Origin of the sequence: Propioniciclava sp. MC1683 (assembly GCF_014164675.1) — a bacterium.
GTDB lineage: Bacteria > Actinomycetota > Actinomycetes > Propionibacteriales > Propionibacteriaceae > Propioniciclava.
Genome location: NZ_JACJFX010000001.1, coordinates 157,617 through 177,720 on the forward strand (window position 1 = coordinate 157,617; position 20,104 = coordinate 177,720).

Annotated in this window: 20 protein-coding genes and 1 pseudogene; 8 read left to right on the plus strand and 13 right to left on the minus strand. The window is 74.0% G+C overall.

Annotated elements, in window-relative coordinates; translation table 11 throughout:
• Window positions 1-8 precede the first annotated feature (8 nt).
• Entirely contained in the window at window positions 9-572 is a 564-nt protein-coding gene (locus tag H5397_RS00825; protein ID WP_182814411.1) for a protein-L-isoaspartate O-methyltransferase, read from the plus strand.
• Between the two features lies 1 nt (window position 573).
• Here the strand turns inward: H5397_RS00825 and H5397_RS00830 are convergent, their stop codons facing one another.
• Window positions 574-1,086, minus strand: coding sequence for an aldo/keto reductase (locus H5397_RS00830; protein ID WP_182814412.1), 513 nt, complete (start codon window positions 1,084-1,086; stop codon window positions 574-576).
• Between the two features lie 62 nt (window positions 1,087-1,148).
• Here H5397_RS00830 and H5397_RS00835 point away from each other — a divergent pair, with 62 nt between their 5' ends.
• Window positions 1,149-2,099, plus strand: coding sequence for a 4-hydroxy-3-methylbut-2-enyl diphosphate reductase (locus H5397_RS00835; protein ID WP_182814413.1), 951 nt, complete (start codon window positions 1,149-1,151; stop codon window positions 2,097-2,099).
• Window positions 2,100-2,184: 85 nt separating this feature from the next.
• On the opposite strand, the gene H5397_RS00840 is transcribed toward H5397_RS00835, so the two are convergent.
• Complete coding sequence (locus tag H5397_RS00840; RefSeq protein WP_182814414.1) at window positions 2,185-4,332, minus strand: hypothetical protein; 2,148 nt, start codon at window positions 4,330-4,332, stop codon at window positions 2,185-2,187.
• Between the two features lie 131 nt (window positions 4,333-4,463).
• Between H5397_RS00840 and H5397_RS00845 the strand changes: the two genes are divergently transcribed.
• Window positions 4,464-4,724 carry a metal-sensitive transcriptional regulator gene (locus H5397_RS00845; protein ID WP_182814415.1) on the plus strand — a complete coding sequence of 87 codons (261 nt, stop codon included), beginning with the start codon at window positions 4,464-4,466 and terminating at the stop codon, window positions 4,722-4,724.
• Here the strand turns inward: H5397_RS00845 and H5397_RS00850 are convergent, their stop codons facing one another.
• From H5397_RS00850 to H5397_RS00865, 4 genes are read right to left on the minus strand one after another with little or no spacing between them, the layout of a single operon-like run.
• Window positions 4,725-6,254, minus strand: coding sequence for a flotillin family protein (locus H5397_RS00850; RefSeq protein WP_182814416.1), 1,530 nt, complete (start codon window positions 6,252-6,254; stop codon window positions 4,725-4,727).
• A 25-nt stretch (window positions 6,255-6,279) separates the two neighbouring features.
• Complete coding sequence (locus H5397_RS00855; protein WP_182814417.1) at window positions 6,280-6,795, minus strand: hypothetical protein; 516 nt, start codon at window positions 6,793-6,795, stop codon at window positions 6,280-6,282.
• Between the two features lie 30 nt (window positions 6,796-6,825).
• Window positions 6,826-7,032: a hypothetical protein gene (locus H5397_RS00860; protein WP_182814418.1), complete on the minus strand. Its 207-nt coding sequence runs from the start codon at window positions 7,030-7,032 to the stop codon at window positions 6,826-6,828.
• A gap of 44 nt (window positions 7,033-7,076) precedes the next feature.
• The gene (locus tag H5397_RS00865) at window positions 7,077-8,702 is read right to left on the minus strand and encodes an FAD-dependent oxidoreductase (protein WP_182814419.1); all 1,626 of its coding nucleotides are present in this window, start codon (window positions 8,700-8,702) and stop codon (window positions 7,077-7,079) included.
• A gap of 70 nt (window positions 8,703-8,772) precedes the next feature.
• On the opposite strand from H5397_RS00865, the gene H5397_RS00870 reads away from it, so the two are divergent.
• Window positions 8,773-8,940: a hypothetical protein gene (locus H5397_RS00870; protein ID WP_182814420.1), complete on the plus strand. Its 168-nt coding sequence runs from the start codon at window positions 8,773-8,775 to the stop codon at window positions 8,938-8,940.
• A 53-nt stretch (window positions 8,941-8,993) separates the two neighbouring features.
• Here the strand turns inward: H5397_RS00870 and hemL are convergent, their stop codons facing one another.
• From hemL to hemE, 7 genes and pseudogenes are all read right to left on the minus strand, one after another.
• Window positions 8,994-10,304 (minus strand): glutamate-1-semialdehyde 2,1-aminomutase, encoded by a 1,311-nt coding sequence (gene hemL / locus H5397_RS00875; protein WP_182814613.1) that lies wholly within the window; start codon window positions 10,302-10,304, stop codon window positions 8,994-8,996.
• 135 nt (window positions 10,305-10,439) lie between these two features.
• Entirely contained in the window at window positions 10,440-11,012 is a 573-nt protein-coding gene (locus tag H5397_RS00880; protein ID WP_182814421.1) for a DUF421 domain-containing protein, read from the minus strand.
• Between the two features lie 69 nt (window positions 11,013-11,081).
• Window positions 11,082-12,053 carry a porphobilinogen synthase gene (gene hemB / locus H5397_RS00885; protein ID WP_182814422.1) on the minus strand — a complete coding sequence of 324 codons (972 nt, stop codon included), beginning with the start codon at window positions 12,051-12,053 and terminating at the stop codon, window positions 11,082-11,084.
• Window positions 12,050-12,730, minus strand: coding sequence for a uroporphyrinogen-III synthase (locus tag H5397_RS17810; RefSeq protein WP_309224251.1), 681 nt, complete (start codon window positions 12,728-12,730; stop codon window positions 12,050-12,052). Before H5397_RS17810 ends, hemB begins: the two co-directional genes overlap by 4 nt.
• Before the next feature lie 78 nt (window positions 12,731-12,808).
• Window positions 12,809-13,720, minus strand: a pseudogene (gene hemC, locus H5397_RS17815) (hydroxymethylbilane synthase); the annotation flags it as partial.
• A gap of 2 nt (window positions 13,721-13,722) precedes the next feature.
• Window positions 13,723-15,159, minus strand: a complete 1,437-nt coding sequence (locus H5397_RS00895; RefSeq protein WP_182814424.1) for an NAD(P)/FAD-dependent oxidoreductase — start codon at window positions 15,157-15,159, stop codon at window positions 13,723-13,725.
• Complete coding sequence (gene hemE, locus H5397_RS00900; protein WP_182814425.1) at window positions 15,156-16,220, minus strand: uroporphyrinogen decarboxylase; 1,065 nt, start codon at window positions 16,218-16,220, stop codon at window positions 15,156-15,158. The genes H5397_RS00895 and hemE overlap by 4 nt, the downstream gene beginning before the upstream one ends.
• An 86-nt stretch (window positions 16,221-16,306) precedes the next feature.
• On the opposite strand from hemE, the gene H5397_RS17820 reads away from it, so the two are divergent.
• The 4 genes from H5397_RS17820 to hemQ all read left to right on the plus strand — a co-directional run bounded on the left by H5397_RS17820 (window position 16,307) and on the right by hemQ (window position 19,985).
• Complete coding sequence (locus tag H5397_RS17820) at window positions 16,307-16,732, plus strand: cytochrome b5 domain-containing protein (protein WP_255438487.1); 426 nt, start codon at window positions 16,307-16,309, stop codon at window positions 16,730-16,732.
• A 61-nt stretch (window positions 16,733-16,793) separates the two neighbouring features.
• A complete protein-coding gene (locus tag H5397_RS00910; protein WP_182814426.1) occupies window positions 16,794-18,176 on the plus strand; it encodes a glutamyl-tRNA reductase in 1,383 nt (460 codons plus the stop codon).
• Window positions 18,173-19,198: a ferrochelatase gene (hemH, locus tag H5397_RS17825; RefSeq protein WP_309224239.1), complete on the plus strand. Its 1,026-nt coding sequence runs from the start codon at window positions 18,173-18,175 to the stop codon at window positions 19,196-19,198. Before H5397_RS00910 ends, hemH begins: the two co-directional genes overlap by 4 nt.
• Before the next feature lie 34 nt (window positions 19,199-19,232).
• Entirely contained in the window at window positions 19,233-19,985 is a 753-nt protein-coding gene (gene hemQ / locus H5397_RS17830; protein ID WP_255438489.1) for a hydrogen peroxide-dependent heme synthase, read from the plus strand.
• Window positions 19,986-20,104 lie beyond the last annotated feature (119 nt).

A 20,104-nucleotide genomic window follows, 5' to 3' on the forward strand; every position in this document is an offset into this window, starting at 1 on the left:
ACTGGGGCATGGACCGAGCCCTCGACGACGCCTTCGCGGCGGTGCCGCGGGCCGACTTCCTGCCGCACGACCAACGCGCGTACGCCCACCAGGACCGCCCGCTGGCGATCGGGTTCGGGGCCACCAACTCCCAGCCGTGGACCGTGCGCTACATGCTGCGGCTGCTCGACGCCCGCCCCGGCGACCGGGTACTCGACGTGGGCAGTGGCTCGGGCTGGACGTCCGGGCTGCTCGGGTGGATCGCCGGCGAGGCGGGCGAGGTCGTGGGCGTCGACATCGTGCCGGAGCTGGTCACGATGGCCCGCGAGCACCTCGCCGGGCGCTTCGGTTGGGTGCGGTTCGAGCTCGCCCGGCGGGGGGAGCTCGGCTGGCCGGACGGGGCCCCGTGGGACCGCATCCTCGTCTCGGCGGCCGGCTCGGCCGTGCCCCAGGCGCTCGTCGACCAGCTCGCCCCGGGCGGGCGCATGGTGGTTCCCGTCGAGCACGACATGTGGGTCGTCGACAAGGACGCCGCGGGCGTGGTCACCCGGCGCACCACCGGCGACCGGTTCAGCTTCGTGCCCCTGCGCTGACTCAGATGGGCATCTTCTCGTTGTAGACGCTCTGGTAGTCCTCGTGCGGCAGGGCGTCCAGCACGGCGGCGGCCTCGTCGGCCGACAGCTCGGCCCGAGCCTCCCCGACCATGCCCTCCTCGCGGGCGCGCACCAGCGCCTCCAGAGCCCCGCCAGGGCCGGTGACCTGGTCGAGCAGCTCCTGGTTGTGCACCTCGTGCAGCTGGATCAGGTCCAGCCGGTCGGTCCGCAGCCGTTCGAGCGACCGGTTGATGGACGCCCAGGCTGCCTCGGCGTCCCGCTCGTTGGTCTTGCTGGCGAGGAAGACCCGGTCGCGGATCGCGGGCATGAAACCGCCGAGCCGCTCCTCGGAGACGCCGTAGCTCGCGGCGGTGTCGATGTGGTTGACGCCGGCGTCGAGTGCGGCGGTGACCGAGGCCTCCGCCACGTCGGGGGTGACCTCCCACAGCGAGGCCGCACCGTAGATCAACACCGAGGACTCATGGCCGAGCCGGCCCAGGCGGCGGTACTCCATGGGCCGACCCTACGCCGAACCGCCGGGGAAGGGGGTGGGTCCGGTCACCTAGACTGGCCCGCATGACCAAGAGCGTTGTCGTCGCTGCCCCGCGCGGGTACTGCGCCGGGGTGGACCGTGCCGTCGTGACCGTCGAGAAGGCGCTCGACCTGTACGGGCCGCCGGTGTACGTGCGCAAGCAGATCGTCCACAACAGGCACGTCGTCGAGGACCTGGAGGCGCGCGGCGCCATCTTCGTCGAGGAGCTCGAGGAGGTGCCCGAGGGCTCCACCGTGGTGTTCTCGGCGCACGGCGTGAGCCCGGCGGTGCACGCCGAGGCCGCCGACCGGCAGCTCAAGACGATCGACGCCACCTGCCCGCTGGTCACGAAGGTGCACAACGAGGCCAAGCGCTTCGCCAACGAGGGCCACCAGATCCTGCTCATCGGCCACGCCGGCCACGAGGAGGTCGAGGGCACGATGGGCGAGGCGCCCGACCGCACGATCCTGGTCGAGCACCCCGACGACGTCGCCGGCGTCGAGGTCGAGGACCCGTCGAAGGTCGCGTGGCTCTCCCAGACCACCCTGAGCGTCGACGAGACGTGGGAGACGGTCGGCAAGCTGCGCGAGAAGTTCCCGCTGCTGGTCAGCCCGCCCTCCGACGACATCTGCTACGCCACGCAGAACCGCCAGCAGGCCGTCAAGCAGATCGCCGCCGACGCCGACCTCGTCATCGTCGTCGGCTCGCGGAACTCCTCCAACTCGGTCCGGCTGGTCGAGGTGGCGCTCGAGGCAGGGGCCAAGGCGTCCCACCGCGTCGACAACGCGGGCGAGATCGACGAGGCCTGGCTCGAGGGCGTCGAGAAGGTGGGCGTCACCTCCGGTGCGTCCGTGCCCGACGACCTCGTGCAGGGCGTGCTGCGCTACCTCGAGCAGCGGGGCTACCCGCAGGCCGTCGAGGAGCGCCTGACCGAGGAGAACCTGACGTTCTCGCTGCCGCCCGAACTGCGCAAGGACCTCAAGGCCCGCGGCTGACCTCTGCAGACGCACCTCGAAACGCGATCCGCGCCCGCTCGAGCGGGCGCGGATTCACGTTCGGGGTGCGTTTGGCGCGCGGGTCCTACAGGCCCAGGTCCTTGGCGAGCTGCTTGGCCTCCTTCTTCGGCCCGCGCGAACCCCACCAGTCGCCGGCGCGGAACTTCGCCTCGCCCAGGTCCTCGAGCGCGGTGACGAGCTCGCGCCCCCAGGTGCCTGCATCGGACGCCGCGAGCGGGCGCAGCGCGTCCACCAGCGACTGGCTCGCCGCGAGGACGTCGCGGCGGTTGCCAGAGGTCCGGGCGGCCTGCAGGGCAGACCGGGCCTCCTCCAGGTCGCCGAACCCGGACGCCGCGGGCTGCGGCTCCGGCTCCCACACCGGTTCCGGGGTCGGCTCGGGCACGTACACCGGCTCCGGCTCTGTAACCACGACGGGCTCGGGCTGTGTCACGGGCTCGGGCTCCGGCTGCACAACGGGCTCGGGCTCGACCACGGGCTCGGGCTCGGGAACCACGACGGGCTCGGGCTCGACGACGGGCTCGGGAACCACGACAGGCTCGGGCTCGACCACCGGCTTGGGCTCCCAGACCGGTTCCGGCTCGGGTTCGATGGCGGGCTCGGGCTCCCAGACCGGCTCCGGCTCGACGACGGGCTCGGGCTCGGGCTCCTGCTCCACGACGGGCTCGGGCACGACGACGGGCTCGGGCTCGGGCTCCTGCTCCACGACGGGCTCGGGAACGTACGCCGGTTCCGGCTCCGGCTCCGGCACCACGACCGGCTCGGGGCGAGTGACGACCGGCGCCTCCTCGACCACGGGTGCCTCGGGCGCCGGCACGGCCAGCGGCGCGCGCGTCGCGGCGGCGAGGGCGTCAGCGTCGGACAGGTTCGACCACGACGGGGTCGGCAGCGGCGACCGGGTGGCGACGCCCCGCGCGCGGTCGCGCGCGAAGGCCTCGTCGGGCACCCCGGCGTACAGGTCCGAGGGCGTGCCCTCCCGCAGCCCGGCCAGCAGCGCGTGGAACTCGCGCAGCGACCGCTCGGCGGCCTCCTGGTCACCGGAGGCGCGCTCCGCCTCGGCGCGCTGCAGGGCGGCCCCGGCCAGCGCGGCGGCGTGCCCGGCCGGGCGGCGCAGCGATGCGTAGCGATCGAACAACGAGGCCAACGCCTCGGCGGCCTCCGCGTGTTCGTCGCGTCGCACGAGCACGCGGGCCAGTTCGGTGACGGCGGCGAATTGCGCCCCGAGGCTGTCGCCCACCGTCGCCTCCGAGGCGGCCAGCTCACCGGCGATCTCCGCGGCGCGGCCGGCGGCGTCCAGGGCCTCGTCGTCGCGACCGAGGGCCACCAGGTCGTGCGCGAGGTCGGCGACCGTGCGGGCCAGGGCGTCCCGGGCGGGCCAGCCCCACCGCGTCACCTGCCCGGCCAGGAACTCGGCCAGGCTTCGGCGCTCGGCGAGCCCCGCGTCCACCTGGCCCGAGCCCAGCAGGCGGTCGGCGAGGTCGCGGCGGGCGGCCACGAGCGGCCCGAGCACGCGCGAGGCCCAGACCTCCGCCACCCGCCCGGACGAACCGAGCACCGGCCCGGCGACCGCAGCGGCGGCGTCCACTGCCTCGCGCGTCAGCGCGACCGCGTCGTGAGGCACCCCGGCAACCCAGCGGGCATCGGCGGCCAACGTGAGGGCGTCCACCAGCAGCGAGGCGTCCTCGCCACCGGCCAGCCCGCCCTCACGCGCCCGGGCCGCCGCGGCGTCCGCGTACGCGTTGGCGGTGCCGACGTCGCCGGTGGCGAGCGCCGACCGCGCCTCCGCCATCAGCAGCCAGGTCGCGGTGCGCGCGCCGACGTGGGGGGTGAGGTCGACGTGGGGGAGGAGGCGGGTCCAGCCGCGCAGCGCGGCGGCCATCTGCCCGCCGGGGCCAGGGTGGCCGGCGCCGACCTGTGTGACCGCGAGGTGGGTGGTGGCGGTGAAGAACCGGACCCCGTCGTCGATCGGGGTGAACGGGCCGACCGCGCCGTGGGTGGCGACGAGCCGGTTGGCGCGGGTGAGCGCGTCCTGGGCGTCCTCGACGGCGGCGACGTACTGGTGCCCCAGCAGGCGCTGCGCGGTCAGCTCGTTGAGCGCGTCGGTCAGGCGCTCGGCGACCGACTCGTCGGACGCGGCCCAGCCCCGCAGCTTCTTGACCTCGGACGCCAACTCCTTGAGCTGCCGTCCGCGGTGGTCGGACGTGGGGTGTGCCATGGCGCGTCGCTCTCGATCGGTGGTCGGGTGGGCCCTCGCCATCCTAGCGACGCGCCTCGCGGGGGCCCTCCGGTGGCCCTTCATACGGGCGGGGGTATCCTTGGTGCACCGACTCGCATCAGGAGGCCCGCATGGAGCTCGATCCCGCCGACATGGACACCGTCGTCAAGCGGCTCAAGCGCGCCCAGGGCCAGCTCGGCGGCATCATCGCGATGATCGAGTCCGGCCGCGAGTGCGAGGACATCGTCACGCAGCTCGCCGCCGTTTCGAAGGCGATCGACCGCGCCGGCTTCCTGACGATCTCCACCGGGCTGAAGTCGTGCATGGCCGACCCCGAGCACAACCCGATGGACACCGCCAAGCTCGAGAAGCTGTTCCTCTCGCTGGCCTGATCAGGCCTTGGCGTCGGGGCCGGACGGCTCGACGTCGCCCTTCACCACCGTCGGCGCGGCACCCTCGCGGCTGGCGAACCGGTCGATGATCGAGGTGAGGTCGTAGCCGGTGGTGTCCTTGACCAGCTGCAGCGTCTGCATCAGGTTCTCCGACACCTGCTTGGGCAACGCGGCCGCCCCGTCGGTCGAGACCACGGTCAGCTTGTCGATGGACGCCAGCGGCGCGGCCACCTTCTCGGCCATCGCCGGGAGCACCTCGACCAGCATCTGCAGGACGGCGGCGTCGTTGTAGTGCGCGAACGCCTCGGCGCGCTTGTCCATCGCCTCGGCCTCGGCCTGGCCGACGGCCAGCACCGCGGCTGCCTGCGCCTCGCCCTCGGCCCGGACGGCCGCGGCCTCGGCGATACGGCGGGCCTTCTCGGCCTCGCCGCGCTTGGCACCCTCGATCGCCTCGGCCTCGGCCAGCGCCGAACGGCGAGACTTCTCGCCCTCACCGGTCAGGCGGGCCTTCTCGGCCTCGGCCTCGGCGTTCGCGATGGACGCCGCCTTGCTGGCCTCGGCGGTCAGGATCGCGGCCTGGCGCCTCGCGGCCGCCTCTGTCTCCACGCGGTAGCGCTCGGCGTCGGCGGGCTTGCGCACCTCGGTGTCGAGCTGGCGCTCCTTCAGGGCGGCCTGCGCCACGGCGACCTTCTCCTGCTCGAGCAGGATCGCCTGGTCGCGGTCGGCCTGGGCCAGCGGGCCGGACGCTGCCGCCTGGGCCCGCGCGGCGTCCGTCTCGGCCTGGATCTCGGCCTGGCGCAGGACGAGCGCCCGCTGGGACACAGCGATCTGCTCCTCGGCGACGATGCGCGCCTGCTCGGCCTCGCGGCGGGCCTCGGCCTCGGCGACCGCGGCGAGGCGGCCGACCTTGGCGGACTCGGGGCGCCCGAGGTCGGAGAGGTAGCTACCGTCGTCGGTGATGTCCTGGATCTGGAAGGTGTCGAGCACCAGGCCCTGGCCGGTCAGTGAGGACTCCGACTCATCCGTGACCCGCTGGGCGAAGGCCGCGCGGTCGCGGATGATCTGCTCGACGGTCAGCGAACCGACGATCGAGCGCAGCGAGCCGGCGAGGGTCTCCTGGGTGAAGGTCTCGATCTCGTCCTGCTGGGAGAGGAAGCGCTGGGCCGCGGCGCGGATCGAGTCCTCGTTGCCGCCGACCTTGACGATCGCGACGCCGTCGACGTTGAGCTTGATTCCCTGGCCCGACACGGCGTTGCGGATGGTGACCATGATGCGGCGCGAGCTCAGGTCGAGCACGTGCAGCCGCTGGATGAACGGGACCACGAAGACGCCGCCGCCCATGACCACCTTCTGGCCCGACAGGTCGGTCGACATCAGCCCGGTCTCGGGGTTGACGACCTCCTTGCCCTTGCGGCCGGTGATGATGTAGGCCTCGTTGGGTTTGGCGACCTTGTAGCGGCTCGCGACGAGCAGGCCGACGAGGACGAGCAGGACGAGCAGGCCGCCGATGGCGATCAGGAAGTCGGGCACGGGGTGGATCCTCTCTGGGGTGGGGCTACGGGGTCAGTTCGTGGGGCTCGCTGGCGAGCCGCACCTCGACGGCGGTGGGGGAGACGACGGCCGAGACCCACACCTCGGTGCCGGTCTCGATCGGGCGGTCGGCGCGGGCGCTGAACTTGCGGACGTGGCCGCCCGCGACCAGCCGGACCTCGCCGTAGCCGGCCTCGGGGATCGCCGTGATCACGCGGGCGGGCGCGCCGACGAGGGAGTCGGAGCGGAAGGTGTGCCGGGCGTCGTGCTTCAGCTTGCGGGTGAGCCAGACCGCGCCCCAGGCGGCGGCCGCGCCGATGACGACACCGGACGCCACCGCCACGGCCATGTTGTCGACCAGGGACAGGCCCAGCGCGCCGCCGAAGCCGAAGGCGCCGACGAACGCGCTGATCGAGGAGATGGAGAAGAGGTCGCTGTCCAGGGCGTCGAGTTGCAGGACGCCGTCGAGCACGTCACCGACCACCAGGGCCACCACGGCGAGGACGATGCCGATCGCGCCGATGATGAGGAACGGGGTCACAGGTGGGCCCTTTCGCTGGTTGGGACCAGTCTACCGGCTCGGGCCGGCCGGCCCGGGGCCCCGATCGCGCTCGCGGCGCCAGCGGAGGAAGGTGATGACAGCCAGGGCCGCGATGAGCACGAGGGCCCCGACGCCCGTCCATGGCACCTCGCCCGAGGTCGTCCAGCGGAGCACGACGTCGGAACCCAGCAACACCAGGAGGCCGAGTTGGATGAGCAGCAGCACGGGTGTCCTCACCCGGCCGACCCTATCGGAGGGGTCCGCCGGGCGAGGCCGGTCGTTCAGGCCTGCGCGGCTCGGCCCGCGGCCCAGGTCTTGTAGCCGCCGTCGAGGTTGACGGCGTCGCGACCGAGCTGGCTGAGGATGCGGACGGCCGTGTGGCCCCGGATGCCCACCGCGCAGTGCACCACGAGCAGGCCCTCGGGCAGCTCGGCGACGCGGTCGCGGAGCTCGTCGACCGGGACGAGCCACGCGCCGGGGATCGACCCGGCCTCGAACTCGCCCGGGGTGCGGACGTCGACGACGGTCGCCCCGTCGGCGACGGCGGCCTCGAGCTCGTGCCACTGGATCGAGCGGGTCACGCCCGAACGGAGGTTGTCGGCGACGTGGCCGAGCATGTTCACCGCGTCCTTGGCCGAGCCGTAGGGCGGGGCGTAGGCGAGCTCGAGCTCGGCGAGGTCGGACGCCGTGAGGCCGCCCGTGATCGCGGTCGCGATGACGTCGATGCGCTTGTCCACGCCCTCGCCGCCGACGCCCTGGGCCCCCAGGATCGCGTCGGTGACAGGGTCGACGAGCAGTTTCAGGGCCATGCCCTCCGCGCCGGGGTAGTAGCCGGCGTGCGAGGCCGGGTGGGTGTGGATCGCACGGTAGGGGCGTCCGGACGCCTGGAGGCGCTTCTCGTTCGCGCCCGTGGCGGCGACGGTGAGGTCGAAGACCTTGACGATCGCGGTGCCGAGCACCGGGCGGTTGGACGTGGACAGGCCCGCGATGTGGTCGGCGACGCGGCGCCCCGCGAGGTTGGCGGTGTTCGCCAGCGGCACCAGCGTCGCGCCGCCGTCGAGGGCGTCGACCTTCTCGACCGCGTCGCCCACGGCGTAGATGTCGGGGTCGTTCGTGAGGTGGTTCGCGTCGACCGCGATGCCACCACGCTCGCCGACGGTGAGGCCGGCCTCGGTGGCCAGCGTCGTGTCGGGGCGGACGCCGATCGCCGCGACCACCACGTCGGCGGGCAGCTCGGTGCCGTCGGCCAGCGTGACCGTCGCCTCGCCGATGGCCGTGACGCCCGAGCCGAGGTGCAGGTCGACGCCGCCCTTGCGAAGGGCGTCGTGCACGGGGGCGGCCATCTCGGGGTCGAGCGGGGCCATGACCTGGGGCAGGGCCTCGACGAGCGCGACCTGCATGCCCTGGTGGACGAGGTTCTCGGCGACCTCGATGCCGATGAACCCGCCGCCGATGACCACGGCGGTCGTCCGGCCGCGAACGGCGGCGACCATGGCGTCGGTGTCCTCGATGTCGCGCAGGGTGAGGGCGCGCTCGATGCCGGGGATCGGCGGGCGCACCGGGCGGGCGCCGGGGGAGAGGATGACCTTGTCGTAGGGGAGCTCCTCGGTGGCGCCGGTGGCGAGGTTGCGCACGTGCACGACCTTGTTCTCGCGGTCGATGCGCGTGGCCTCGGTGGCGACGCGCACGTCGAGGCGGAAGCGGGCGGCCAGCGACTGGGGGGTCTGGAGGAGCAGCGACGAACGCTCCGGGATGACGCCGCCCACGTGATAGGGCAGGCCGCAGTTGGCGAACGACACGTGGCGCGTGCGCTCGAGGACGATGATCTGGGCGTTCTCGTCGAGCCGGCGCAGGCGCGTGGCCGCGCTCATGCCCCCGGCGACTCCACCGATGATGATGACTCGCATGGACACGAAGATACCCCCAGGGGTATAGTTGGGACCAATCCAGATGGAAACCAATCGTAGGAGAGAGAACATGTGTCGTCCCGTTACGTGCAAGCAGTGCGGCAAGACCACCTGGGCCGGCTGCGGCCAGCACATCGCGTCCGTGAAGGCCGGCGTCCCCGCCGGTCAGTGGTGCGACGGCCACAAGGATGCCGCCCCGGCTCAGTCCGGCGGCTTCTTCAGCAAGCTCTTCGGCTGAGCCCGACGCGGTGAGCCCGTGCCCCACCCGGGGGGCACGGGCTCACCGCTGTCTCAGGGCCGGGCCGACGCCGCCGCCCGCGCGGCGACCGGGAGCGCCTCGGCGATGCGGTTGAGCGCCTCGTCGTCGTGGGCCGCGCTCAGGAACCACGCCTCGAACACGCTGGGCGGCAGGGCCACGCCGGCGTCCAGCATCGCGTGGAAGAACGGCGCGTACCGGAAGCCGTCGGCCGCCTTGGCCTGGTCGTAGTTCCGGACGCCGTGGGTCGCGGCGTCCTCACCGAAGAAGCAGCTGAACAGGTTGCCGGCGGTCTGGATCCGGTACGGCAGGCCCTCGGCGTCGAGGGCCGCGGCGAGGGCGTCCTGCACCTGGCGGGACGCACGGTCGACGTGGGCGTAGACCGCGTCGTCGGCCAGCTTCAGGGTGGCGATGCCGGCGGCGGTGGCGAGCGGGTTCCCCGAGAGCGTGCCGGCCTGGTAGACCGGGCCGACGGGGGCGAGCAGGTCCATCAGCCGGTCGGGGCCGGCGAGCGCGGCCAGCGGCATGCCGCCGCCGACGACCTTGCCGTAGGTGACCAGGTCGGGGGTGACGGGGGCCTCGCCGAGCGACGCCTCGATGCCCCACCAGCCGGCCGGGCCCACCCGGAAGCCGGTCAGCACCTCGTCGGAGATCATGAGCGCGCCGTGCTCGAGCGTGAGCCGGCGGATCGCGGCGTTGAAGCCCGGGTCCGGCGGGATGACGCCCATGTTCGCCGGGGCCGCCTCGGTGATCACGCAGGCGATCTCGGACCCCCGCTGGGCGAACACCTGCTCCAGCGCGGCGGTGTCGTTGTAGTCGACGACGAGGGTGTCGCCGGCGGCCGCACGGGTCACCCCGGCCGAGCCGGGCATGCCCTGGGTCGCCACGCCCGAGCCGGCGGCGGCCAGCAGGGCGTCGGAGTGGCCGTGGTAGCAGCCCGCGAACTTCACGATCACGTCGCGCCCGGTCGCGCCGCGCGCCACCCGGATCGCGGTCATCGTCGCCTCGGTGCCGGTCGACACGAAGCGCACCTTGTCGGCGAACGGGATGCGCGCCCTGATCAGCTCGGCCAACTCGACCTCGGCGGTGGTCGGCGCGCCGAACGAGAGCCCGCGCGTGGCGGCCTCCTGCACGGCGGTGACCACCTCGGGGTGCGCGTGGCCCAGCAGTGCGGGGCCCCACGAGCAGACGAGGTCGACGTAGCGGCGGTCCTCGATGTCGACCACGTGCGCGCCCGAGGCCGCCTTCAGGAACACCGGCGTGCCGCCCACCGACCCGAACGCCCGCACGGGTGAGCTCACCCCGCCCGGGATGACCTCACAGGCGTGGCGGTAGACGTCCTCCATGGACAGGTGGCTGGGCACACTGGCTCCTCTCGTCGCTCGACGGGGTCCATCATGGCTCACCACGTGTCGCGGCGAAGCGGGAGGCACGACCAGGGCTTGAGTTTCGAGCGCCCAGGGCTTGAGTTTCGTGCCCGCTCAGGCCGCCCCGACCAGGTGGCCCGGGACGAGCTCGGCACCGAGGACGCCCTCCAGCAGGCGGGCGTCGATGCGCTCGCCGCGGCGCAGCACCGTCACGCCGCCCCGGGACTCCAGGATCACCAGCGCCGCGTCGTCCACGTGGCGCAGCCCGGCCGTGCGGAGGCGGAGCAGCACGTCGGCGTCCGAGGTCACGCGCTCGCGCTTGGGGCGGTCGACGAACTGGCCCTCGATCATGACCACCCGCGGCCGGTGCCGTGGGGCCGTGGCGCGCTTGGCCCACGCCGGCGTGGAGACCTTGCGGAGGCGACCGATGATCGCCTCCATCAGCAGCAGCGTGGCCGCGGCGACGATCGCCCCTCCCAGGGTGGGGAAGTCGCCCAGCATGGCGCGCGCCATCAGGCTGCCCAGCACGGTGAGCAGGGCGACGCTCAGCGTCGACGAGCTCGAGAACAGGCGTGGCCCCCACAACGTGAGGACCACCGAGTACAGGACGTAGAGCAGCGCCGAGGCGACTGCGACCCCCAGCGCGCCGTCGGGGGAGATGCCGATGTGGGTCCACAGCTCGTCCATGGGCTCATTGAAGCAGAGCGGAAACCCAAGCCCTGGGCGTCCAGAACCCAAGCCCTGGGCGCGGAAAACTCAAGCCCTCGACGCGAGCTCCAGGGCGAAGTAGGTGAGCACGATGTCGGCGCCGGCGCGCACGATCGAGGTCACCGACTCGGCCATCGCGGCCTCGCGGGTGATCCAGCCGCGCTCGGCGGCGGCGGCGATCATCGCGTACTCGCCCGACACCTGGTAGGCGGCCACCGGCACGTCGGACGCCGCGGCCACGTCGGCCAGCACGTCCAGGTAGTGCGAGGCGGGCTTCACCATCACCATGTCGGCGCCCTCGGCGAGGTCCAGTATCGCCTCCCGCAACCCTTCGCGCCGGTTGGCCGGGTCCTGCTGGTAGGCGCGGCGGTCGCCGACCAGCGACGACCCGACGGCCTCGCGGAACGGCCCGTAGAACGCCGACGCGTACTTCGCCGCGTAGGCGAGGATCGCCACGTCGGCATGCCCGGCCTCGTCCAGCCCTTGGCGGATCGCGAGGACCTGGCCGTCCATCATGCCCGAGGGGCCGACGACCTGGGCGCCGGCATCGGCCTGCGACACCGCGAGGCGCACGTAGGACGCGAGGGTGGCGTCGTTGTCGACCCGGCCCTTGGCGTCGAGCACGCCGCAGTGGCCGTGGGAGGTGAACTCGTCCAGGCACGTGTCGGCCATGACCACGAGCGCATCGCCGACCTCGCCGCGCACCGCGGCCAGCCCTCGGTTCAGGATCGAGCCGGGCTCCTCGCCGCACGAGCCCGCGGCGTCCTTGTCGGAGTCGAGCGGGACGCCGAACAGCATCAGCCCGCCCAGCCCGGCCCGCGCGGCGCGCACGGCCTCGCGGCGCAGGGAGTCCAGCGTGTGCTGCACGACCCCGGGCATCGACTCGATGGCGCTGGGCTCGGACAGCCCGTCGCGCACGAACACCGGCAGCACCAACTGCGCGGGCGAGACGCGCGTCTCGCGGACCAGCGAGCGCATGGCCGCGGTCGTCCGCAGCCGGCGGGGGCGGATGGTGGTCATCGGTTCTCCTCGGTGAGGGCGCGGATCAGGGCGTCGACGACCCCGGGGCCGTCCTGGGTGGCGGCGACGGCGTCCACGCGCAGGCCGACGGCGTCGGACGCCGCGGCACTCGGCTCGCCCAGCGTCACGACCGCGACGTGCGGGTCGGGCATGCCGAGCAGGTCGACGACCGCGCGGGCGATCGAGCCGGCAGTGACGAGCACCGCGTCGTAGTCGGCCCACGCAAGCACGTCGGGGGCGTCGGTGACGGTGGCGGTGGTGTAGGTGTGCACGACCTCGACGTCCCAGCCACGCTCGGCCAGGCCGTCGGCCAGCCGCGGGGAAGCGAGCGCCGAGCCGGCGAGCAGCACCGAGGCCGGGTCCTGCGGCAGGGCGGCGAGGAGGGCGTCGGCGTCCGACTTGGTGGGGGGCACGAGGTCGACCCGCGCGCCGGTGGCCTCGACCGCGGCGGCGGTCGCGGGACCCACGACGGCGATGCGGTCGGCGAGGTCGGTGAGGTCGACCTCGGCCTCGGTCAGCATCCGGACGCCCACGGGCGAGGTCAGCACCAGCCAGTCCCGGCGTCCGGGGAGCGCGAAGGGGAGCGGACGTGTCTCGGTGACGGGCACGGCGTCCACCTCGGCGCCGGCGGCGCGGATCGCCTGGGCGAGGGGGCCCTCGGGGCGGGGCAGCAGCACGCGGCGCCCGACGAGGGCCTCGACCGTGCCGGGCGCCCACAGCGCCTTCTCGTGGTGGAAGTCCTCGAGCTGGCTCTCGCGGGTGGCGCCCAGCGGGGTGACCGCCGCGGCGCCCTGGGCGAGCAGGTCGGCGGCGACCTCGCGCCCGAGCGCGTCGGGGTCGGTGTCCGCGGGCACGCTGCGCCGGGCGGTGACCGACTCGGTGCCCTCGGCGTTGAACACGGCGGCGGTGAACTCGAGGTGGCCGTTCGCGAACCGCGCGTACGCGCCGACGGGCGCCGCGCAGCCGGCCTCGAGCTCGGCCAGGACGCGCCGTTCGGCGGTCACGCAGGCGCGGGTCTCGGCGTGGTCGAGCTCCGCGAGGGCCTCGCGCAGGCTGATGTCGACGCTGCGGCACTCGACCGCGAGGGCACCCTGGCCGGGCGCGGGCAGCAGGTCGAGGGTGTCGGTGGCGGCGTCGTAGCGGCCCAGCCGGGCGAGCCCGGCCCGGGCCAGGACGACCGCGTCGAGGTCGCCCTGGGTGGTGGCGTCGCCGTGCACGCGGGCGAGCCGGGTGCCGACGTTGCCGCGGATCTCGACCACCGTGAGGTCCGGACGCCGCGCGCGCAGCTGGGCCGCCCGCCGGGGCGACCCGGTGCCGACCCGCGCCAGGGGCGAGAGGTCCTGCAGCCGTAGGCCGTCGCGGGCGCAGAGCGCGTCGAAGGGCAGCTCGCGCTCGGGGACGGCCGCGATGACGAGCCCCTCGACAGGTGCGGTGGGCAGGTCCTTCAGCGAGTGCACGACGAGGTCGACCTCGCCCTCGAGCAGCGCCCGGCGCAGGGCCGCCGCGAACACGCCCAGGCCGCCGGCCTCGAGCAGTGACCCCGACGTGACGTCGCCCTCGGAGCGGATCGTGACCAGCTCGACCTCGTGGCCGAGCTCGGTCAGCGCGGCCGCGACGTGGCCCGACTGGGTGCGGGCGAGCTCGGAGCCCCGGGTGCCCAGACGCAGCTTCACGCCAGCTCCTTCGCCACACGCTCGGCGTGCGGGATGACGGCGGCCAGCCCCGTGCCCGCGAACCACGCGCCGGTGATCGCCAGGCCGGGGGTGCCGGCGAGGCGCTCGGTCAGGTCGGCGACGCGCACCCGGTGGGCCGGGGTCTGGGGCGGGAGCGAGTTCGGGAAGTGGATGACCGCGTGCCCGACCACCTGCTCCTCGGCCAGCGGCACGCCGAGTAGGACGCCGGCGTCGGCGAGCGCCCCGGAGAGCGTCGGCTCGGGGGTCGGTACGCCCGCGCGGCCGTAGGAGACCCGCAGCACGTGCTTGCCGGACCCGGCCACCACGCCGGGCCACTTGATGGAGTAGTGCGTGATCGCCTTGCAGGCGACGCGGCGGTCGGCGTCCTCGGCGTCGGGGGTGACCAGCAGGCCTGAGCCGCGGGGGCCGGCGTCCAGTTCGGGGGCGTCCAGCACGATGCAGACCTGCGCGAGGTCGGCGCCCTTCGGCAACTGCCAGTCGTCGACCTCCAGCTCGGGCACCGTGCGCAGCAGGTCGAGCGCGGCGCGTCCGTCGAGGGCCACGACCAGGCGGTCGGTGGTGACGACCTGGGGCTCGCCGACCGGGACCGGCGGGTCGGCCGGGTCGGGGGCGCGCCCGGCCTCGTGGTGGGTCACGGCCCAGCGGTCGCCGTCGCGCGCGATCGCCGTGACGACCCGGCGGCCGGCGACGGTGCCACCCAGCTCGCCGATGCGGGCCACCAGCGCGCGGGGCAGCGTGAACAGGCCGCCGGACGCCGAGCTGACCACGCCTCCGGCCGGGGCCGAGGCGCGCAGGGCGGCGGCGGCGCGCACGAGCGACCCCTCGCTGGCCAGCGCCCGGCGCAGGCCGGGGGAGACGACGTCGACCGAGAGCTCGGACGGGTGCGCCGAGTGGACGCCGCCCGCGATCGGGTCGACGAGCCGGGTGAGCACCTCCTCGCCGAGCCGGGCGACCACGAGCGAGGCCAGGTCGGCGGCGTCCGCGCCGGCCTCGGGGCCCATGGTGAGGTCCTCGCGCGCCCGGGCGAGGCCCTCGGGGGAGAGCAGGTCGACCACGATCGGGTCGTCGAGGTCGGTCGGGATGCCCAACACGCCGTGCGGGATGCGGAACGCGAAGCCGCCGTCGCGGTGCGACCACAGCCATGAGTTGCCCGACGGGTCGACGACGTCGAGCCCGAGCTCACGGCACAGCTCGGCGGTGGCGACCGACCGCTTGGCGAACGACTCCGCGCCGAGGTCGACCCAGACGCCGCCGATCGGGGCGCCGAAGATGAGCCCGCCGCACGTGCCGCGGGACTCCAGCAGCAGCGGCGCGAGGCCGAGCTTGGCGAACGTGTGGGCGGCCTGCAGGCCGCCGATACCGCCGCCGACGACGACGGCGGGGACGTGCTGGGTCGCGCGGGAGAGGGTCATGAGGTGTGCACCAGGTCGACGAGGCGGGTGAGGATCTCGGGGTCGGTCTCGGGCGGGACGCCGTGGCCGAGGTTCACGACGTGCCCCGGGGCGGCGGTGCCGCGGCGGATCACGTCGAGGGCGTGGGGCTCGAGGGCCTCCCACCCGGCGAGCAGCCGGGCCGGATCGATGTTGCCCTGCAGCGGGACGCCGGGCAAGCGGGCCGCCGCCTCGTCCAGCGGGGTGCGGTAGTCGACGCCGACGGCGTCCGCGCCCTGGGCCATCTGCTCGAGCAGGTGGCCGGTGCCCGTGCCGAAGTGGAGGCGCGGCACGCGACCCTCCACGGCGGCCAACGCGCGCTGCGACCACGGGGCGACGCGCTCGGTGTAGTCGGGCAGGCGCAGCGAGCCGGCCCACGAGTCGAACAGCTGGACGGCCGAGGCGCCGGCGTCCACCTGCACGGTGAGGAAGGCGCCGGACAGGTCGGCGCACCAGGCCATCAGGGCGTCCCACGACTCGGGGTCGGACAGCATCATCGAGCGGGCGGCGAGGTGGTCGCGGCTGGGGCGTCCCTCGACGAGGTAGGCCGCAAGGGTGAAGGGGGCGCCGGCGAAGCCGATCAGCGGCGTCCAGCTCGCGTCGCCGGACGGCGTGGTGGCGAGCTCGGCGCGGATCCGCTCGATCGCGGCGGTGATCATGCTCGTGTCGCCCAGCTCGTGGGCCACCAACTTCCGTACGTCGGACGCCGTGCGCACCGGCTCGGCGACCACCGGCCCCACGCCGGCGACGATGTCGACGTCGACGCCGGCCAGCGTCAGCGGGACCATGATGTCGCTGAAGAAGATGGCCGCGTCGACCTTGTGGCGGCGCACCGGCTGCAGGGTGATCTCGGCGGCCAGGTCGGGCATGAGGCAGGACTCGATCATCCCCGTCCCGCGGCGCACCTCGCGGTACTCGGGCAGCGACCGACCGGCCTGGCGCATGAACCAGACGGGCTTGGTCGCGGGGTGCTTCCCGGCCAGGGCCTGGAGCAGCGGGGGAGTCACGTCAACGGGATTCACGCGACCGATCGTAGGCCACATCCCGACTCGCACGCGGTGTGCTCCAGCCCGGCCGGGAGTGGGTCATAATTGGCGGCGACAACGTCGTCCACGCGCGAAGGAAGACCATGGCCGAGCAGGCTGCGCAGACGGGTGCCGAAGGGTCCCAGGGCAAGAAGAACCAGACCGGTTCGGTGCTGGTGGGGGTGCTCCTGATCGCCGTCCTGGTCGGGGTGTTCCTCTTCTTCCGCCCGGCCTCGCTGGCCGGCGACCGGGCCAAGCTGGATGCCCCGCTGACGGCCACGCAGCAGCAGGCCGCCGAGTCCCGCACGATCACGATGGCCGAGCTCGAGTCCAACGACGGACTCGAGGGCCGGCCCGCCTGGGTCGCGGTCAACGGCATCGTCTTCGACGTCAGCCAGGCCCAGGGCTGGGAGGACGGCGAGCACCGCGGGGTCAAGGCCGGCACCGACGGCACCGACCTGTTCGTGAGCTCCCCGCACGGCTTCGACACCATGTCCCGCACCCCCGTCGTCGGGAGCCTCGCCGGCTGAGGCCCCGCCTCGTCAGGGTCGATTGGATGCGCGTGACACCCGGTGCTTCAATGGAGCGGTCATGGCCCTCCACCTGATCTCGATCCACCACGCCGAGCACGGCCTCGCCGCGGTCGAGTCGGTGACCCCTGCGGTGCCCGGGCTGGGCCGGCGGGTGGTCGACGGGGCCGAGGGAGTCCACGGCGCGGTGGTGCTGGCCACCTGCAACCGCGTCGAGGTCTACGTCGACGCCGACGAGTCCACCCACGAGGTCGCCGACGTCGTGCGCGAGTCGCTCGGCATCACCGCCGGCTTCGTGCCCATGACCCTGCGCGAGGACGCCGCCGCCCTGCAGCACCTCTTCGACGTGGGCGCCGGTCTGGACTCCATGGTCGTGGGCGAGCGCGAGATCGCCGGCCAGCTGCGCCGGGCGCTGCGCGAGGCCCACGAGGAGGGCATCGCAACCGGCCTCCTCACCGAGACGATCGAGCAGGCGCTGCGCACCTCCCGCAAGGTGTCACACCTAACCCGGCTGGCCGCCACGGGTCGCTCCGTGGTGTCGGTCGGCCTCGACCTGCTGGGCCGCGACTGGGCGTCCACGCGCGTGCTGCTCATCGGCACCGGTGCCTACGCCGGCGCGGTCGTCGCCGACCTGCGCGAGCGCGGGTTCGCCGACCTGGCCGTCCACTCCAGCTCCGGGCGCGCCGCGAACTTCGTGGCCTCGCACCCCGGCACGCGCGACGCCGGGCCCGACCTGGTCGCCGCCGTCGCCGACGCCGACGTGGTCGTGACCTGCCGCGGTCTGGGCGCCCCGATCCTCGGTCGCGACGACCTGGCCGCCGTCATGGAGCGCCGCGAGGGCGCCGACATCGCCCTTGTCGACCTCGCGATCGCCCGCGACATCGACCAGGCGGTGGTCACCGTCCCCGGCGTGCTGCTGCTCGACCTGCCCACCATCCAGCGCCACGTGCCCGACGCCTCGCACCGCGAGGCCGCCCGGGCGCGCGTGCTCGTCGACGAGGGCGTCCGCGACCTGGTCGGGCGCCTGCGCGGGCGCGAGATGGACCCGGTCGTCGTCGCCCTGCGCGACACGGTCAACGAGATGGTGGCCGACGAGGTCGCCCGCCTGCCGCACGGCCGCCCGATCACCGGCGAGGAGGCCGCCCACGCGCTGCGCCGCCTGGCCGCCCGGCTCGTGCACGTGCCCAGCGTCCGCGCGCGCAAGGCCGCCACGGAGGGCCGCTCGGAGGAGTACCTCAACGCCCTCAACGAGCTGTGGGGCCTCGAGGCCCGCAAGCGCCCTGTGCTGCGCAACCTCGAGCTCGAGCCGTCCGACCAGCACCTGCTGGACCGCGACGAGCAGGCCGCGATCGTGCCGCCCGACTCGCTCGACTGCGACACCTGCCCGATCACCGGGCTCCGCCTGTCCGACCTGGGTGAGCCCCGCCGACTGGAGGCCCTGTGACGTTCCCCTTCGACGCCGCCCTCGTGCTCTCCTACGGCGGCCCCCGCCGGCCCGAGGACGTGCTGCCGTTCATGCGCAACGCCACCCGCGGCCGCGGCATCCCCGACGAGCGCCTGCTCGAGGTGTCGGAGCACTACCTGATGTTCGGCGGGGCGTCCCCCATCAACGAGCGCAACGACGAGCTCATGGACGCCCTGCGCGCCGAGCTGTCCCGCCGCGGGGTCGACGTGCCGGTCGTCATCGGCAACCGCAACTGGGACCCGTACGTCACCGACGCGCTGGCGCAGCTGGCCGCGGGCGGTGCCCGCCGGGTCGTCGTGCTGGCCACCTCGGCGTACGCGTCGTACTCGAGCTGCCGGCAGTACCGGGAGGACCTCGCCGCGGCGCTGGCCGACACCGGCCTGGAGTTCGACCTGGTCAAGGTCGGCCCGTTCGCCGAGACCGACGGCTTCGTGACCGCGAACGCCGACGCCGTCCGGGACGCCCTGGCCGAGTTGCCCGGCGCCCGCGTCCTGTTCGTGTCGCACTCCATCCCGAACGCGATGGACGCCGCCTCCGGCCCCGGCGGCGACAACACCTACTCCGCCCAGCACCGGCGGGTGGCGCAGGCCGTGGCGTCCGAGGTCGGGCTGGCCGACGACGCCTGGGAGATGGCGTGGTGCAGCCGCTCGGGCGCGCCGCACATCCCGTGGCTCGAGCCCGACGTGAACGACCGGCTCGCCGAGCTGGCCGCCGACGGCGTCTCGTCGGTGGTGACCGTCCCGTACGGCTTCGTCAACGACCACATGGAGGTCGTCTACGACCTCGACACCGAGGCGCGGGCCACGGCGTCCGGCCTCGGGCTGGGGTACGTGCGGGCCGCCACCGTCGGCGTCCACCCCGCCTTCATCGGCATGCTGGCCGACGCCCTGACCGACCCGCAGCCGGGTTCGGTGGGCGGGCTCGCGACCTGCCACGCCACGTGCTGCCTGCTCGGACGCCCCGGCGCGCCCGCGCTGCCCACGGCCTGCGCGGCCGACTGACCCGTTGCCCGATCCCAGCGAACCGGAGAGAACCATGTCCCAGGCACATCACGGCAAGACCCCCGGCGCCCCGTTCAGCGGGGACCCGCGCGACACCTACGTCGCGCCCGAGGACGTCAACGCCGGCTCCCACTACGTCATGTACTCGGTCTTCACCATGGCCGGGCTCATGGCGGGCGAGGCGTCCGACCGTGCCGCCCACGCCGCCGAGACCGTCGGGGCCGTCGAGGCGACCGGCGTGACGATCCGCGGCTGGTACGACGTCGGCGGCTTCCGCGCGGACGCCGACCTGATGGTCTGGCTGCTGGCCGACGACCCCACGAAGCTGCAGGCGGCCTACCACGCGCTGCGCCGCTCGACCCTGGGCGAGGTGCTGGAGCCGCGCTGGAGCAGCGTCGGCGTGCACCGCCCGGCCGAGTTCAACAACGCGCACACCCCCGCCTGCTTCTCGGGCATCGCGCCGCGGCCGTGGCTGACCGTGTACCCGTTCGTGCGGTCCTACGAGTGGTACTACATGGACGGCTCGAAGCGGTCCCACATGCTGCGCACCCACGGCATGGCCGCCAAGGAGTTCCCCGACGTGCTCGGCTCGACGACCGCGGCCTTCGCGCTCGGCGACTACGAGTGGCTGCTGGCCTTCGAGGCCGACGAGCTGCACCGCCTCACCGACGCCATGCGCGCGCAGCGGGCGGTCGAGGCGCGCCTGCACGTGCGCGAGGAGACCCCGTTCTTCACCGGGCCGCGGGTCGAGCTCGCAGACTGGGTCGAGACCCAGCCCTGTGAGTGAACCGCGTCGCGGTTCCGGCTGGGGTGAGCGTCGGGCTGGGAGCGCCTCTCGGCGCGTGGCCGCTCGTAGCGGCTATGAGTGGAGCCCGGGGCTACCGCAGCCCGACGCCTGTACGAGGA